This is a genomic window from Curtobacterium sp. 'Ferrero' (genome assembly GCF_002412165.1).
Classification (GTDB): domain Bacteria; phylum Actinomycetota; class Actinomycetes; order Actinomycetales; family Microbacteriaceae; genus Curtobacterium.
In genome coordinates this window covers 143,476-158,452 of sequence record NZ_NXIA01000002.1, presented here as the reverse complement: position 1 = coordinate 158,452, position 14,977 = coordinate 143,476, and the positions used below count along the sequence as shown (strand labels likewise).

General features: G+C 72.7%; 14 protein-coding genes. 3 read left to right on the top strand and 11 right to left on the bottom strand.

Annotation, left to right across the window (positions count from 1 at the left end; all coding sequences use genetic code 11):
* Positions 1-49: 49 nt before the first annotated feature.
* Together Csp2054_RS02845 and Csp2054_RS02840 are read right to left on the bottom strand one after the other, a co-directional pair.
* The gene (locus Csp2054_RS02845) at positions 50-1,126 is read right to left on the bottom strand and encodes a polyprenyl synthetase family protein (protein ID WP_096897793.1); all 1,077 of its coding nucleotides are present in this window, start codon (positions 1,124-1,126) and stop codon (positions 50-52) included.
* Between the two features lie 30 nt (positions 1,127-1,156).
* Entirely contained in the window at positions 1,157-1,966 is an 810-nt protein-coding gene (locus Csp2054_RS02840) for a demethylmenaquinone methyltransferase (protein WP_096897792.1), read from the bottom strand.
* Between the two features lie 65 nt (positions 1,967-2,031).
* On the opposite strand from Csp2054_RS02840, the gene Csp2054_RS02835 reads away from it, so the two are divergent.
* A complete protein-coding gene (locus Csp2054_RS02835) occupies positions 2,032-3,291 on the top strand; it encodes an isochorismate synthase MenF (protein WP_096897791.1) in 1,260 nt (419 codons plus the stop codon).
* 509 nt (positions 3,292-3,800) lie between these two features.
* On the opposite strand, the gene menD is transcribed toward Csp2054_RS02835, so the two are convergent.
* Together menD and Csp2054_RS18440 are read right to left on the bottom strand one after the other, a co-directional pair.
* On the bottom strand, positions 3,801-5,489 hold the full coding sequence (gene menD, locus Csp2054_RS02830) for a 2-succinyl-5-enolpyruvyl-6-hydroxy-3-cyclohexene-1-carboxylic-acid synthase (RefSeq protein ID WP_255252588.1): 1,689 nt from the start codon (positions 5,487-5,489) through the stop codon (positions 3,801-3,803).
* A 22-nt stretch (positions 5,490-5,511) separates the two neighbouring features.
* The gene (locus Csp2054_RS18440; RefSeq protein ID WP_096897789.1) at positions 5,512-5,859 is read right to left on the bottom strand and encodes a PLDc N-terminal domain-containing protein; all 348 of its coding nucleotides are present in this window, start codon (positions 5,857-5,859) and stop codon (positions 5,512-5,514) included.
* A gap of 63 nt (positions 5,860-5,922) precedes the next feature.
* Between Csp2054_RS18440 and Csp2054_RS02820 the strand changes: the two genes are divergently transcribed.
* Positions 5,923-6,243 carry a DUF4229 domain-containing protein gene (locus Csp2054_RS02820; RefSeq protein WP_176491526.1) on the top strand — a complete coding sequence of 107 codons (321 nt, stop codon included), beginning with the start codon at positions 5,923-5,925 and terminating at the stop codon, positions 6,241-6,243.
* A gap of 38 nt (positions 6,244-6,281) precedes the next feature.
* On the opposite strand, the gene Csp2054_RS02815 is transcribed toward Csp2054_RS02820, so the two are convergent.
* The 4 genes from Csp2054_RS02815 to Csp2054_RS02800 form a co-directional block, all read right to left on the bottom strand.
* Entirely contained in the window at positions 6,282-7,277 is a 996-nt protein-coding gene (locus tag Csp2054_RS02815; RefSeq protein WP_096897788.1) for a 1,4-dihydroxy-2-naphthoate polyprenyltransferase, read from the bottom strand.
* Between the two features lie 100 nt (positions 7,278-7,377).
* Positions 7,378-8,514, bottom strand: coding sequence for an AMP-binding protein (locus tag Csp2054_RS02810; RefSeq protein WP_096897787.1), 1,137 nt, complete (start codon positions 8,512-8,514; stop codon positions 7,378-7,380).
* Entirely contained in the window at positions 8,514-9,443 is a 930-nt protein-coding gene (locus tag Csp2054_RS02805; RefSeq protein ID WP_096897786.1) for a 1,4-dihydroxy-2-naphthoyl-CoA synthase, read from the bottom strand. The genes Csp2054_RS02810 and Csp2054_RS02805 overlap by 1 nt, the downstream gene beginning before the upstream one ends.
* Before the next feature lie 127 nt (positions 9,444-9,570).
* The gene (locus Csp2054_RS02800; RefSeq protein ID WP_096897785.1) at positions 9,571-10,164 is read right to left on the bottom strand and encodes a hypothetical protein; all 594 of its coding nucleotides are present in this window, start codon (positions 10,162-10,164) and stop codon (positions 9,571-9,573) included.
* Positions 10,165-10,343: 179 nt separating this feature from the next.
* Here Csp2054_RS02800 and Csp2054_RS02795 point away from each other — a divergent pair, with 179 nt between their 5' ends.
* The gene (locus Csp2054_RS02795; protein ID WP_096898011.1) at positions 10,344-11,321 is read left to right on the top strand and encodes an o-succinylbenzoate synthase; all 978 of its coding nucleotides are present in this window, start codon (positions 10,344-10,346) and stop codon (positions 11,319-11,321) included.
* 203 nt (positions 11,322-11,524) lie between these two features.
* Here Csp2054_RS02795 and ccsB read toward each other — a convergent pair whose 3' ends face one another.
* The 3 genes from ccsB to Csp2054_RS02780 are packed head-to-tail and all read right to left on the bottom strand — an operon-like array spanning position 11,525 to position 14,965.
* A complete protein-coding gene (gene ccsB, locus Csp2054_RS02790; protein WP_096898010.1) occupies positions 11,525-12,508 on the bottom strand; it encodes a c-type cytochrome biogenesis protein CcsB in 984 nt (327 codons plus the stop codon).
* Between the two features lie 2 nt (positions 12,509-12,510).
* Positions 12,511-14,283 carry a cytochrome c biogenesis protein ResB gene (locus Csp2054_RS02785; protein ID WP_096897784.1) on the bottom strand — a complete coding sequence of 591 codons (1,773 nt, stop codon included), beginning with the start codon at positions 14,281-14,283 and terminating at the stop codon, positions 12,511-12,513.
* Positions 14,267-14,965: a cytochrome c biogenesis CcdA family protein gene (locus Csp2054_RS02780; protein ID WP_096898009.1), complete on the bottom strand. Its 699-nt coding sequence runs from the start codon at positions 14,963-14,965 to the stop codon at positions 14,267-14,269. The genes Csp2054_RS02785 and Csp2054_RS02780 overlap by 17 nt, the downstream gene beginning before the upstream one ends.
* Positions 14,966-14,977: the final 12 nt, after the last annotated feature.

The following is a 14,977-nucleotide window of genomic DNA, read 5'->3' as shown; positions in this document are numbered from 1 at the left end:
GCTGACGGTCGGTCCGGTCGGTCGGCTCGTGACGGCCGTCAGTGGTCGGTCACCGGCTGCGGTCGACGACCGACTCGGCGAACCGGGTCAGCGCACGTTTCACCGTACCGTCCGGGAGCGGCCCGAGGGCGGCGACGGCGTCTTGCGCCCACCGGACGGCGACCTCGCGGGTGGCCGCGGTGGCCTCGTGCGCCCGCAGAGCGGCGACCGCCGACTGGTACTCGTCGGTCGCGACCGCGTCGTCGGGGGCGTCCTTCACGTCACGCTCGATGCGGGCGAGGAGCGAGCGCGCGTCGTCGTCGCTGGTGGCGAGACGGCGGAGGTGCAGCAGCGGCAGCGTGTCGACCCCGGCGCGCAGGTCGTTGCCGGCGATCTTGCCGGTCTTGTCCGTCGCCGGCGCGAGGTCGATGACGTCGTCGACGAGCTGGAACGCGACGCCGACCTTCTCGCCGAACACCCCGACGGCGTCGAGGTAGGCACGGTCCGCTCCGGAGAAGAGGATCCCGGCGCGTGCGGCCGTCGCGATGAGCGACCCGGTCTTGTCGCTGAGCACCTGGATGTAGTGCGCGACGGGGTCCTCGTCCTCGCGGGGACCGGTCGTCTCGTGCAGCTGCCCGAGGCACAGCCGCTGGAAGGTCTCCGCCTGCATCCGGATGCCCTCGACACCGAGGTCGGCGGTGATGAGGCTCGCGCGGGCGAACAGCAGGTCGCCGGTCAGGATCGCCACGTTGTTGCCGTAGGTCACGTGCGCGCTCGGCACACCGCGACGGACCGGAGCCTCGTCCATGACGTCGTCGTGGTAGAGCGACGCGAGGTGCGTCGTCTCGATGCTGACTGCGGCCTTGACGACCTGCTCCGTCACGCCCTCGCCGAGCTGCGCGATGAGGAGCGTCAGGGTGGGCCGGATCCGCTTCCCCCCGGCGGACAGCAGGTAGCGGCTCGTGGTGTCGGCGAGGGTGTCCGCGGAGTGCATGGCGTCCTCGAGCGCGTGCTCGACGAGTTCGAGCCCGTCGTCCACGGCCGTGATGAACCGCCTGTCCGCCGGCGACGCGAACAGCCGTTCGCCGATGCCCAGCGAGGCGCGGAGACTCGGTGCGCGACGTGCGACCGGGACGCTCGGATTCAAGTGCTGCTCCGTACTCGGGGAGGGGTGGGGTCAGCCGTCGTGGTCGGCCGGTTCGGCCCCGGGCTGCACGCGGGGCTGCTCGCCGGTGGCCTGGTGGGCACGGCGGGCCTTCGCGCGTCGTGCTGCCGACGCGCGGACCGTCCCGGCGACGGGCTTGCGCCCGCGGTGCAGTGCGACGATACCGGCAGTCAGGTTGCGGTAGGCGACCATGGTGAAGCCGACGCCGCGGAGCCATTGGCTGAGCACCTGCTGCTCGGGCCACGCCTCGATCGACTCCGCCAGGTAGCGGTACGCGGCCGGGTTGCTCGACGACAGCCGCGCGACCCCGGGCAGGACGCGCTTGAGGTAGGCGCCGTACCCGAGGCGGAGGAGCGCCAGCGGCGGCGTGGAGAACTCACAGATGACGACGCGGCCACCGGGCTTCAGGACCCGCAGCATCTCCGCGAGGGCCTGGTGGGGGTCGTTGACGTTCCGGAGACCGAACGAGATGGTCACGGCGTCGAAGGTGTCGTCGTCGAACGGCAGCTGTTCAGCGTCGCCCTCGACGAAGGTGATCTCGGGATGGCGCTCCCGACCGACGGCGATCATGCCCGCGGAGAGGTCGAGGGCGGTGACCTCCGCCCCCTTCTTCGCGAAGGCGGCGGCGCTGGTCCCGGTGCCCGCAGCGATGTCGAGCACCTTCTCGCCCGGGCGCGGGTCGACCGCACGGACCGTCGCGACACGCCACAGCGGGGCGTTGCCCGCGGAGAGGATGTCGTTCGTGAGGTCGTACTTCGCGGCGACGTCGTCGAACATGGCCGCCACCTCGTCCGGCCGCTTGTTCAGGTCCGCTCTGCTCACCCGAGCCATCCTAGAGGTCGACGCTCCAGCATTCCCGGGGGGCACGCTGCGCGTACGATCACCTCGTGCCCCGAACCACCACAGCGGCCCCGCCGTTGACGGTCTCGACCCGGATCCTCGACGACCCGGGCGCCGTCCTCCGACACACGCTCCACGACGCACCGCTGGCCTTCGTCCGCGGCGGGGACGGCATCGTCGGCATCGGTGAGGCGGTCCGGCTCGAGTTCGGCGGAGCAGACCGGATGACCGACGCGGCGGCGGCGTGGCGCGCGATCGTGGCCGACGCCGAGGTGGACGACCCGGTACGGCTGCGCGGGACCGGGCTCGTCGCGTTCGGGGCGTTCGCGTTCGCCGACGACTCCGAGGACACGAGCGTCCTGATCGTCCCGCGGGTCGTCATCGGACGGCGCCGGGGGAAGGCCTGGCTCACGGCGATCGACACGACGCCGGACCCCGCTCCGCTCGGCTTCACGCGGACCTCGGTGCCGGTGCCGGCCGTCGGCCCGCACGTCTCGGTCCCGCTCGTCCCGGGACGCATCGACGAGGACGCGTACGCACGCAACGTCGCCGAGGCCGTCCGTCGGATCTCGGCGGGCGGGGCGCGCAAGGTGGTGCTCGCGCGGGACCTCGTCGGGACCCTGCCGGAGGGCGCCGACCAGCGCGCGGTGCTGCTCGACCTGGCCGAGGCCTACCCGCAGTGCGTCACGTTCGCCGTGGACGGCATCATCGGGGCGACCCCGGAGACGCTCGCCCGGACCGACGGGACCCGGTTGACGGCGCGGGTCCTCGCCGGCAGCGCTGCCCGTGGAGCAGACCCCGTGTCCGATCGAGCCGCCGCCGAGGCCCTCGCGGCGAGCCGGAAGGACGTCGAGGAGCACGCGTTCGCGGTCGAGAGTCTGCTCGAGGCGCTCAGCCCCCTCGCGACCGACCTCCACGCCGACGACGAACCGTTCCGCCTGCAGCTCCCGAACGTGTGGCACCTGGCCACCGACGTGCAGGCGACGCTGCCGGCCGGTGTCACGTCGCTCGACGTGGCGAACGCGCTGCACCCCACCGCCGCCGTCGCGGGGACGCCCACCGACGTGGCCGTGGCGTTGGTGTCCGAGCTCGAGGGCGTCGACCGCGGGCGCTACGCGGGGCCGGTCGGCTGGTTCGGGGCGAACGGGGACGGCGAGTGGATGCTCGCGCTCCGGAGTGCCCGCGTCGCGCCCGACGGGACCGTGCGGGCGTGGGCGGGAGCGGGCATCGTCGCCGGTTCGGTGCCCGAGCGGGAGGTCGCCGAGACACGGCTGAAGTTCCGCCCGATCACGGACGCGCTCGCCTGACGTCCGCGGCGGTTCCGCTCGTCGGCTGCCGTTCCGCTCGTAGGTGGCCGTTCCGCTCGTAGGCTGCCGTTCCGCTCGTGGGTGGCCGTTCCGCTCGTAGGTGGCCGTTCCGCTCGTAGGTGGCCGTTCCGCTCGTAGGAAATCCCCCGTTCCGACCACCTACGAGCGATCCGGCTTCCCATTCCACGCGCGATGGGACGATCCGCTCGTGCTCGACCGAACCGCGCACTGGCGACCGTTCCGCTCTTACGAAGCAGCTCCACTCGTCGGGAGCCGTCCCGCTCGTAGGGTGCCGTTCCGCTCTTGGGTGACCGTTCCGTTCGTAGGAAGCCGCTCCGCTCGTAGGAAGTCCCCTTTTCCGACCACCTACGAGCGATCCGGCTTCCCATTCCACGCGCGATGGACCGATCCGCTCGTGCTCGACCGAACCGCCCCCGCGCGCCGCCGACCACAAGACCGAACGAGCACACGACGCACGAACACACACGGCCCCCGCCCCGCGCCCGACCTCAGTCGACCAGCGGCACCTCGACCACCAACCGCTCCGCCGGGTCCGTCAGCACGCTCTCCAGGTCCCCCCACGTCGCGGCCCGCCGGTACTCCCACCCGAGCCCGGTGACGACCCGCTCCACGTCGACCTGCTGCGGCGTGCTCATCATCCGCTCCATGTCCTCCGGCCGCGTCGTCGCCGCCACCTCGAGGCCGCGGAAGATCGCCCCGCCGCCGTCGTTCCCGACCACCACCTGCACCCGGTGCGTCCGCTCCCTGGTACCGGTCACGAACGCACCGAGGTCGTGCAGGAACGTCAGGTCACCGACGAGCACCCGCGTCGTGCCGGGCGAACCGGCGATGGCCGCCGCGATCCCGAGCGCGGTCGACACCGTGCCGTCGATGCCGGCGAGGCCGCGGTTGGCGTGCACGCGGAGCTTCTTGCCCGCGACGCGGGAGTCGGCGACCCGGATGAGCTGCGATGCACCGAGGACGAGCCGGTCGTGCGGCCAGGTGGCGCCCCAGACGGCGTCGACGAGCATGCCGCGGTCGACGGGCCGGCGGCGGAGGGCGACCTCGTCGCGGAGGAACCGGTTGCGCTCGGCACGGTCCGACGACCGCTTGGCGCCGAGGTCCGGGGCCGCGTCGCCGTCGCCGAGCAGGGTGCGGCTGGCCGCCACCCACCGCCCGACCCAGGCGCGGTGGGCCGGGGTGGTCCGGCCGGTGACGCGCACGTCGCCGACGACGGTGGTCGCGGCGTCCGGACGGGAGGCACGGGCCGGATCGTACGCGTCGGCCCCCGGTGCGCGGACGACGATCGTCTCGACGTCGGCGCGCTGCAGGAGCGCGGGGACCTCGCGGCTGAGGGTGGGGTGGCCGAGCGCGACGGCGCGGCGGACCGCACCGCCGAACCGCGGGTCGCGGAGGAGGTCGCGGTACGCCACGACGAGGTTCCGACCGAAGTGGGCACCGCTCGACACCTCGGCGAGGAGCGGTGCGCCGAGCTCCCACGCGACGCGCTCGGCGTCCTCCCCGGCGTCGTGGCCAGCGATGACGACGGTCGCGGGTTCGTCGTCGGGCGCGAGCTCGGCCACGGGGAGCCCGGTGTTGCGGCGACGGTCGGCGAACGCGAGGTCGCGGTCGGCGTCGTCGATCGGTGCGACGGCCTCGTCGGACAGGCCCGCGGAGAGCGGCTCGCGGAACGCGACGTTGAGGTGCACCGGACCGGGACTGCCGGCGTGACCGGACGCTGCCGCGACCGCCTGGCGCGCGAGCTCCCGCGCGCTCGGACGGAGGGCGTCGACGTCGGTCTGCGCGCTCGGTGCCTGCACGTCGCGCACGAACGACACCGCGGGCCCGAAGATCCCCGGCTGCACGGTGGTCTGGTTGCTCCCGATCCCGCGCAGTTCGTCGGGCCGGTCCGCGCTCACCACGATCATCGGGACGCCGGAGTGGTGCGCCTCGAGCACGGCGGGGTGCAGGTTCGCCACCGCGGTGCCGGAGGTGGTGACGACGACGGCCGGCCGCCCCGTCTCGACGGCGAGGCCGAGGGCGAAGAACCCGGCCGTGCGCTCGTCGAGCCGGACGTGGACGGTGGTGCCGCCGGCACGCTCGAGCGCCACTGCGGCGAGCGCGAGCGCCTGCGACCGGGACCCCGGGCTCACGACGACGTCGGTCACACCGGCTCGGGCGAACTCCTGCAGGAGCACGAGGGCGAAGTCGGTGGCCGGACTACCGCTCGTCGTCGTCGCGGTCGTGGAACTGCTGTTCGAGGTCTCGGAGGGTCGCGTCGTCCTGGTCCTTGTCCGTGCGGGAGGGCCCGGTGGCCGGGGGGCCGCCGAGGAAGTCCGGGTCGTCTTCGGGTCCACGGTACCGGGGCGTCGGGGCAGGACCCGCCGGAGCGCGGCCGAGCAGCAGCCAGAGCACGCCGCCGAGCACCGGGAGCACGATCACGAGGAGGACCCAGACGCCACGGTTGAGGGACCGGACACGCTGCCGCGGCATCGTGGCACAGTCGACCGCCATCCACACCGTGAACGCCACGGCGGCGACGACGACGATCAGCCACAGTCGGACCATGCACGGAGTCTAGGCAGCGCTCCTGTGCGGGACCTGCCACCCGACGCTCCGTACACTTGTCGCGTGAAAGCGTGGCTCCTCTACACCCTCGCCCGTCTCGGGATCTTCGCCGCTGCCCTGGTGCTGCTGCTCCTGTTGACGCCGATGCCCTGGTACTGGGCCACGATCGTCGCCGCCCTCGTCGGGCTGCTGGTGAGCTACCTCGCGCTCGCGAAGCTGCGCTACCGCGTCGCCACGAGCCTCGCCGAGCGCCGCCCGGAACGGGACCACGACGCCGACTCGGACTTCGAGGACGACTTCGTCGACGCCGCTGACGCCGCTGCCCCGCGGGAGCACCCCGTGTCCGACGCCGACCGGCACACGGTCCGGCGCGACGAGGACTGACCCGGACACAGCGAGCACCGCGGCGACCGCAGCGACGCCTACGGCTGCAGCGCCAGCGTGATCCCGAGCACGAGCCCGAACGCCAACGACGCGAACGACGACAGCTGCAGCGCGGTGATGAGCTCCCGCGGCTTCGTGGACGAGACGCCGATGGCGAGTGCCGGCAGCGCGAGGAGCAGCGAGAAGTAGGTCAGGCCGGTGCGGAAGTAGAGCAGCACGAACCACAGCAGCACGACGTACGGCAGCATCAGGAACAGTCCGAAGAGCGTCCGTGCGACCGGTCGACCGAGCACCACCGCGAGGGTGCGCTTGCCGGCGAGGCGGTCCTCGTCGATGTCGCGGATGTTGTTCACCATGAGCACGGCGCAGGCGAAGAACCCGGCGGCGACCGCGGCGGCCCACCCGCTGATCGTGACCTGACGGATGAGCACGAACTGGGTGCCGAGCACGGCGACCAGCCCGAAGAACACGAAGACGAAGACCTCACCGAGCGCGTTGTAGCCGTACGGCCGCTTGCCACCGGTGTAGAACCACGCTGCGACGATCGCGGCCGCCCCGACGAGGAGCAGCCACCAGAGCTGGGTGAGCACGACGATCACGAGCCCGGCCGCGGCGGCGAGCCCGAAGAACGTCAGCGCGACCGTCAGCACCGTGCGCGGCTTCGCGATCCCGGCACCGGTCAGGCGGGCGGGTCCGACGCGGAACTCGTCGGTGCCCCGGACGCCGTCGGAGTAGTCGTTGCTGTAGTTCACGCCGATCTGCAGGAACAGCGCGACGGCGAGGGCGAGGAGCGCGATCGCCAGGTGCCCGTCCTTCGCAAGGTAGTCGCCGAAGTCTCCGGCCAGACCGCTGTCGACGTACCCGACGGCGGTGCCGAGGACGACCGGCACGACGCCGAGCGTCAGGGTGCGCAACCGCGCGCCGCCGATCCAGTCCCGCGCGGTCGCCCTGCGCCGGACGGGCCGGTTCGAGGCGGCCTTCGCCGGGTTGCCGCTCCGGCCCTTCGCGTGCGTCTGCTTCTTCGTACGTGCCACGGCCGTCCATCGTATCGGCGTCCGCCATGGGTCCGGCCCGCGGCCGGACTACGGCCGGACGGGAGGCACGGATCGGCCGGGTCGGAGCGGCCCGCCTCCGTCAGGTGGCCGGGTCCGCGATCGCGCGGATCGCCCGGCGGTCCGGCTTGCCGGACGCGAGCATCGGCAGGCGGTCGAGCACGACCACGTCGGCCGGGCGGGCCGCCCGGCCGAGGGCCTCACCGACCGCCGAGCGGACGGTGTCGAGGTCGACCGGCCGATCGGTCACGACGACCGGCACCTCGCCCCACTCCCCCGACGCCCGTCGGGTGACGACCGCGGCGTCCTGACCGGGGAGGCCGCGGACGATGCGTTCGACGAGGCCGAGCGGGACCTTCTCTCCCCCGGAGATCACGACGTCGTCGAGCCGTCCGAGCACCCGCACCCGCCCGTCGTGGACCTCGCCGGCGTCACCCGTCCGGTACCACCGCCGCCCGTCGTGCTCGGTGAAGGCCGTGGCCGTCCGCCCCGGGTCGTCGAGGTAGCCCTCGGCGAGCACCGGACCGGCGAGCAGGAGCTCCCCGTCGTGCACCGTCGCCTGCACCGGCCCGAGCGGGACGCCGTCGTAGACGCAGCCGCCCGCGGTCTCGCTCGCCCCGTACGTCGTCACCACGCGCACGCCGGCCGCGGTCGCGCGTTCACGGAGTGGGGCCGGGGTGGCCTGGCCGCCGACGAGCACGGCGTCGAACGTCGCGAGCGCCGCGGTGGCGCGCTCGTCGTCGAGGATCCGTGCGAGCTGCACGGGCACGAGCGAGGTGTAGCGGTGCGGCGCCGCCGGGTCGACCTCGAGCCGGTCCGCAGCCTCGGCGAACGCGCGGGCGTCGAAGTGCCCGGGCGGGACCACCACGGGGGTCGTGCCCGCCGTGACGGACCGCGTCAGGACGTTGAGCCCGGCGATGTAGTGGGTCGGGAGCGCGAGCACCCAGTGCCCGGGTCCGCCGAGCGCCGCGTCGGCGGCTGCGGCACCGGCCAGGAGCGCCTCGGACGACAGCGCGACGCGCTTGCCGGTCCCCGTGGAGCCGCTCGTCTCGACCACCAGGGCGACCCGCTGTTCGACGTGGGCCGGAGGCGGTGTCGGCAGCGCGGGGGCACCCTCGGCGACGGGGAGCAGTGCCGGGCCGCCGGTGAGCGCTGCCTCCAGGCCGCGCAGCACCGCCGACGGGTCGGACGTGCCGACGGGGACGAGCGGACGGGGCATCAGTAGTGCCAGGGGAACGCGGTCCAGTCGGGCTCGCGCTTCTGCAGGAACGAGTCGCGGCCCTCGACGGCCTCGTCGGTGCCGTACGCGAGGCGGGTCGCCTCGCCCGCGAACACCTGCTGGCCGACCATGCCGTCGTCGACCGCGTTGAAGGCGTACTTGAGCATCCGGATCGCCGTCGGGGACTTGCCGAGGACGATCTCGCCCCAGCGGATCGCCTCACGCTCGAGGTCCTCGTGCGGGACGACGGCGTTCACGGCCCCCATCTCGTACGCGCGCTGCGCCGAGTACTCCTGCGCCAGGAAGAAGACCTCGCGTGCGAACTTCTGCCCGATCTGCCGGGCGTAGTAGGCACTGCCGTAGCCGCCGTCGAACGAACCGACGTCGGCGTCGGTCTGCTTGAACCTGCCGTGCTCGGCGCTCGCGATCGTCAGGTCGCAGATCGCGTGCAGCGAGTGCCCGCCACCGGCCGCCCAGCCGGGGACGACCGCGATCACGACCTTCGGCATCATGCGGATGAGGCGCTGGACCTCGAGGATGTGCAGTCGCCCCATCGACGCCTGCGCCGCCGCAGGGTCGACGCCCTCCGGCGGGGCGCCCTCGTCGCCGACGTACTGGTAGCCGCTGCGGCCCCGGATGCGCTGGTCACCGCCGGAGCAGAACGCCCATCCGCCGTCCTTCGGGCTCGGGCCGTTGCCGGTGAGCAGCACGACGCCGACCCGCGGGTCCTGCCGGGCGTCGTCGAGCGCGCGGTACAGCTCGTCGACGGTCCGGGGGCGGAACGCGTTGCGCACCTCGGGACGGTCGAAGGCGACCCGGACGATCCCCTGCGACACGTGCTTGTGGTACGTGATGTCGGTGAAGTGCTCCGCGACGGGGGCTTCGGTCCAGACGTCGGGGTCGAACAGGTCGGAGACGGGGGCAGGCATGGACCCAACGTACTGCCGTCCGGTGGGCGACCGATCGCCGGGCGCCGGTCGGGTAGCCGAGGTCGGGCAGTCGAGGTAGCCGAGGTCGGGCAGTCGAGGTCGGGCAGTCGCGGCTCGGCAGTCGCGGCTAGGGGGTCGAGCCGCCCATGTCGGTGAGGAGCTCCGGGGCGACGATCACGACGAGGACGATGAGGATCACCGGGTTGGCGAGGAACGCCACCACGACCCCGATCGCGCCGTACCACCGGCCGAACGACCCGACCGCGGCGATGAACCCGAGCACGGCGGCGACGAGCGTGAGGAACACCACGACGAAGCAGATGCCGAACGCGAAGGTGGTGTCGCCGCCGACGAAGACCGCGAACGCGCTGGCGTCGACCGCGGCGCAGACGACCGCCATCCCGAGCGCGATCTTGCCGATCAGCGGGTTCCGTCGACGCGGTGTGCGGGCCTGGTGGTCGCGGACGTCGACGGTGTTGCGTTGCACGAGGCGCGCGAACTCGTCCGTCTGGGCAGGAGCGGGTCGTGCGGCGCTCCGGGCCGCTGCGGTGCGGGGCTGCGCGGCACGCTGCTGCGCTGCCCGCTGCTGTGCGGACCGCTGCTGGGTTGCCCGTTGCTGGGTCGCCTTCTGCTGGGTTGCCCGCTGCTGGGTCGCCTTCTGCTGCGTTGCCCGTTGCTGGGTCGCCCGCTGCTGGGCGGCCCGTTGTTCGTCTGGCGCCACCGGGCCTCCCTCCTCGCCATCCGGTCGACGATGCCCGTCGGGACGGGCGCCGGCCGGAGCCGACCGGTCGATGCTAGTGCCCTGCGCTGGCGGTCCCCTCCGAACAACCGGGGGGCTCGCTGGGCACGCCCGGACGGCCGCCGAGCACCTCCCCGGTGCTCCGCTGGGAGGATGGGCTCGTGCTCCCCGACCTCGACGCCCTGCTCGCCGACGCCCACGTCGTCACCCTCCCGATGCGGGTGCGGTTCCGCGGGATCACGGAACGCGAGGCCCTGCTGCTCCGCGGACCCGAGGGGTGGACGGAGTTCTCGCCCTTCGTCGAGTACGACGACACCGAGGCCACCGCCTGGCTCCGTGCCGCCGTCGACTTCGGCTGGACCGCGCACGAGCCCGCTGCCGACTCCGTGCCGGTGAACGCCACCGTGCCCGCGGTCGACCCCGCCGCGGTCGCCGACCTGCTCGCCCGCTACCCCGGCTGCACGACCGCGAAGGTGAAGGTGGCCGAACCCGGCACGACGGTCGACGACGACGTCGCCCGCGTCGCCGAGGTCCGACGGGTGATGGGACCGGACGCGGCCGTGCGGGTGGACGCGAACGGGCTGTGGAGCGTCGACCAGGCCGTCGTCGCGCTCGAGCGGCTCGCCCCCTTCGACCTGCAGTACGCCGAGCAGCCCGTCGCCACCGTCGCCGGTCTCGCCGAGGTCCGACGCCGGACCGCGGGACTCGGCGTCGCGATCGCGGCGGACGAGAGCGTCCGGAAGGCCGACGACCCGCTGGCGGTAGCCCGGGCGGGAGCCGCGGACGTCCTCGTCGTGAAGGCGCAGCCCCTCGGCGGCGTCACGGCGGCAGCCGCGATCGTGCGGGAGGCCGGGCTCCCCTGCGTGGTGTCCAGTGCGCTCGACACCTCCGTCGGGCTCGGGATGGGGGCGTTCCTCGCGGCCCGGTCGATGGCACCGGGGTACGCGGCGGGCCTCGGGACGGCTGCGATGTTCGCGGCAGACGTCAGCGTGTCGCCGCTCCTGCCTGTGGACGGCCGGGTTCCGGTGCGGCGGGCGACCGTCGACCGAGGGCTCCTGGAACGGCGTGCGGCATCGCCGGAACGGACCGCGTGGTGGCGCGACCGGCTCCGGCGGGTGCACGCGCTCCTCGCGGCCTGACGAGCGCGCCACCGCGGCGCGGGCGCGCTGCGCGCTCCGGCGGACCTGCGGCGCGCTTGCGGCGCCAGCGCGGGCAGATCTCCTCGTGGCCTCCCCGCCTCCTGCCGACGGACGGGAGGCGCGGTACCGACCGGCACCGCGCCTCCCGTCCGACGACCGTCGGGTCGCGCGTCGTCAGACCGCGCGCCGCCACGTCTGCGGGCTCACAGCCCGGAGTAGCTGTGCAGCCCCTTGAAGAAGACGTTCACGACGGAGAAGTTGAACATCACCGCTCCGAAGCCGATCAGCGCCAGCCACGAGGACCGGGCACCACGCCATCCGCGGGTCGCGCGCGCGTGGATGTACCCGGCGTAGACGACCCAGATGATGAAGGTCCAGACCTCCTTGGTGTCCCACCCCCAGTAGCGTCCCCAGGCACGCTCGGCCCAGATGGCGCCGGCGATGAGCGTGAAGGTCCAGAGCACGAAGCCCACGAGGATCACCCGGTAGCTGAGGACCTCGAGCCGGTCGGCGTCGGGCAGGGTCTCCATGAAGCGGAGCTTGCCCGTCGACGGACGGCCCTGGCGGTAGGTCTGCACGAGCTGGGACACGGCCAGACCGGCGCCGAGCGCGAAGAAGCCGGTGCCGGCGATCGCGACGAAGACGTGGATGACCAGCCAGTACGACTGCAGCGCCGCGACGAGCGGGACCACGGGGACGTAGTAGTTGACCGTCGCGACCCCGAGCAGGATCAGCGTCAGCCCGGAGATGAACACGCCGAGGAACTGCAGGTTCTGCCAGAGCTGCACCCCGAGGAAGATCAGCACGATGAGCGCCGTGCCGGTCAGGGAGAACTCGAACATGTTGCCCCACGGCACGCGGTCGGCCGCGATCCCCCGGAGCACGACCGCCCCGATGTGCAGGATGACCCCGAGGATCATCATCGCCATGCCGACGCGCTCGAACTTCGTGCCGGACCTGCCCGTCTCGGGGCGGGTGTCCTGCTCCACCTTCTCGAGCACGACGGTCCCGCCCTGCACGGTCGCGACCGACTTCGCGGCACGTGCCGGGGCCGCTGCGGTGGCACCGGCCGCGACGTTGCCCGCCCGCTTGGCCATGTCGAGGGCGAACGAGATGAACGCGATGACGTAGACGGCCATCGCCGAGTAGGTCAGCACGACCGAGTAGCTGGCGAGGGTCGCGGTCATGTTCACTCCGGCATCCTAACTCCGAGGTCCGACACGTGCCGCTTCGCGATGTCCGCGACGGCCCGTTCCAGGTTGGGGTCCTCACCGCGGGCGAGACCCGCGTACTCGAGGTCGTACTCGCCGTGCTCGGCGCCCCTGCGCGGCACGGCCTTCACCCACACCCGGCGACGCGGCACGAACAGCGAGGTGAGCAGGCCCAGCGTCGACAGGAGCGCGAACCCGCCGACCCAGAGCTGCGCGGGGTCGTGGTGCACGTCGAGCGAGACGTAGCGCTTCACCCCGTCGAACGTGATCGACCCGGCGCCGTCCGGCAGTTGCTTGGTCTGGCCGGGCTTGAGCTCGATGGCGGCCGCCTTCGCCTGACGCCCGGCGATCTCCTTGAGCCCGCTCGTGTCGAGCGTGTAGACGCTCTGCGGCACGCCGTCGTCGAGCCCGAGGTCGCCCGTGTAGACCTGCAGGCTCAGCAGCGGGTTCTCGGTGTCGGGGTAGGCGCTCGCGAACGCTCCCGTCGACATCTGCTGGGCGGTCGGGTAGAAGAAGCCCTGGATGCCGAGCTGGTCCGGCACGGCGTCCGGCACCTTGATCACGCCGACGGACGTGTAGTTCGCGTCCTGCGGCAGGAACGGCACGACGTCCTTGAACGCCACGTTGCCCTTGCCGTCGCGGATCGTCACCTGCATGGCGTAGCCGTTTCCGAGCAGGTACACGTTCGTGCCGCCGATCGAGACCGGGTCGTTCACGCCGAGCCGCTGCGTCTTGGTCACGCCGTTCTTCGTCGTGGTCGTGACGGTCGCGTCGTAGTCGAGCGCCTGGCCGAGCGCGTTGAGGTTCTTCTCCTCGTACTTCGTCACGAACTTGTCGAGCGTCAGGTTGTAGCCCTGCAGGTCGCCCTGCTGGAACCACCGGCCCGGGTTGAACGAGTCGTACGCCACCAGGCTGTTCGAGAACGTCTGTCCCTCGACGAGCAGGCGCTGGCCGGTGAACCCGAAGCCGCCGCCCACGCCGACGGCGATCAGGACGCCGACGAGGGCCGCGTGGAACACGAGGTTGCCGGTCTCGCGCAGGTAGCCGCGCTCCGCGCTCACCGAGTCGCCGAACCGCTCGACGCGGTACCCGGAGCGCTTCAGGAGCGCCATGGCACGCGTCACCGCGTCGTCGACGGACGGGAGGCCCGTGGTGGCGCCCGCCCCGTCGCCCGCGGTCGTGACGCTGGTCGCGTCCACCGGCACGGTGCGGAAGCCCGCGAGCCGGCCGAGCCGCACCGGCGTCTTCGGCGGTCGTGTCCGAAGCGCCTGCCAGTGGTGCTTCGTGCGCGGGACGATGCAGCCGATCAGCGAGATGAAGAGCAGCAGGTAGATCGCCGAGAACCACACCGAGGTGTAGGTGTCGAAGACCTGCAGCTTGTCGAGCACGGGGTAGAGCGCCGGGTGGTCGGCCTTGTACTGCACGACGCCGTTCGGGTCGGCCGTCCGCTGCGGGACGAGCGAGCCGGGGATGGCGGCGAGGGCGAGCAGCATGAGCAGGAACAGGGCCGTCCGCATGCTCGTGAGCTGTCGCCAGAAGAAGCGCAGGTAGCCGACCAGGCCGAGCTTCGGCTGCGCGACGTCGGCACCGCCGCGGTCCGACGGCTCGCGCCGTGCCGGAGCGGCGTCGACGTGGTCGGACGGGCGCTGCGGGTCGGAGACGCGGTCTGTGCCCTCCTGCGTCTCCTGCGACTGCTGGGCCTCCTGGGCCTCCTGGGCCTCCTGGGCCTCCTGGTCAGACTGCCGGGACAAAGCTCTGGATCACCGCCCCGAGGCTCGACATGACGGCCGACCAGATGCCGGTGACCATGAGCAGACCGATGACGATCAGGATCGCTCCTCCGATGATGTTGACGACGCGCATGTGGCGCTTCACGGCGCGGATCGCCCCGGTGGCCCAGCCCGCCCCGAGCGCCACGAGGACGAACGGGATGCCGAGACCGAGGCAGTAGGCGACGCCGAGCCACATGCCCTGCCAGGCGCTGCCGGCCTGCACGCTGAGCAGGTTGATGGCAGCGAGGGTGGGGCCGAGGCACGGGGTCCACCCGAGTCCGAACACGATGCCGAGCAGCGGTGCGCCGAGGAGCCCCGTCGCCGGGGTCCAGCTCGGCTTGATCGTGCGCTGCAGGAAGGTGAAGCGTCCGACGAACACCAGGCCCATCAGGACGACCACGACGCCCAGCACCTGCGTGATGACGTCCCGCCACCGGACGAGCCAGAAGCCGAGCGCCCCGAACACCGTCGTGTAGGCGACGAAGACGGCCGTGAACCCGAGGATGAAGAACAGCACACCGAGGACCACGCGTCCGCGCCGCTGCCCACCCTCCGCGACCCCGCCGACGTACCCGAGGTAGCCCGGGACGAGCGGGAGGACGCACGGGGACAGGAACGACACGAGCCCGGCGAGCGCTGCCACGGGCAGCGCCACGGCCATCTGGCCGCTGAG

Bases quoted from the DNA above. Each gene is read 5' to 3' on its own strand.
- Csp2054_RS02780 (WP_096898009.1), bottom strand. From the start codon at position 14,965: ATGGCCGTGGCGCTGCCCGTGGCAGCGCTCGCCGGGCTCGTGTCGTTC.
- Csp2054_RS02810 (WP_096897787.1), bottom strand. From the start codon at position 8,514: ATGCCCCGTCCGCTCGTCCCCGTCGGCACGTCCGACCCGTCGGCGGTG.
- Csp2054_RS18440 (WP_096897789.1), bottom strand. From the start codon at position 5,859: ATGGTCCGACTGTGGCTGATCGTCGTCGTCGCCGCCGTGGCGTTCACG.
- ccsB (WP_096898010.1), bottom strand. From the start codon at position 12,508: ATGACCGCGACCCTCGCCAGCTACTCGGTCGTGCTGACCTACTCGGCG.
- Csp2054_RS02805 (WP_096897786.1), bottom strand. From the start codon at position 9,443: ATGCCTGCCCCCGTCTCCGACCTGTTCGACCCCGACGTCTGGACCGAA.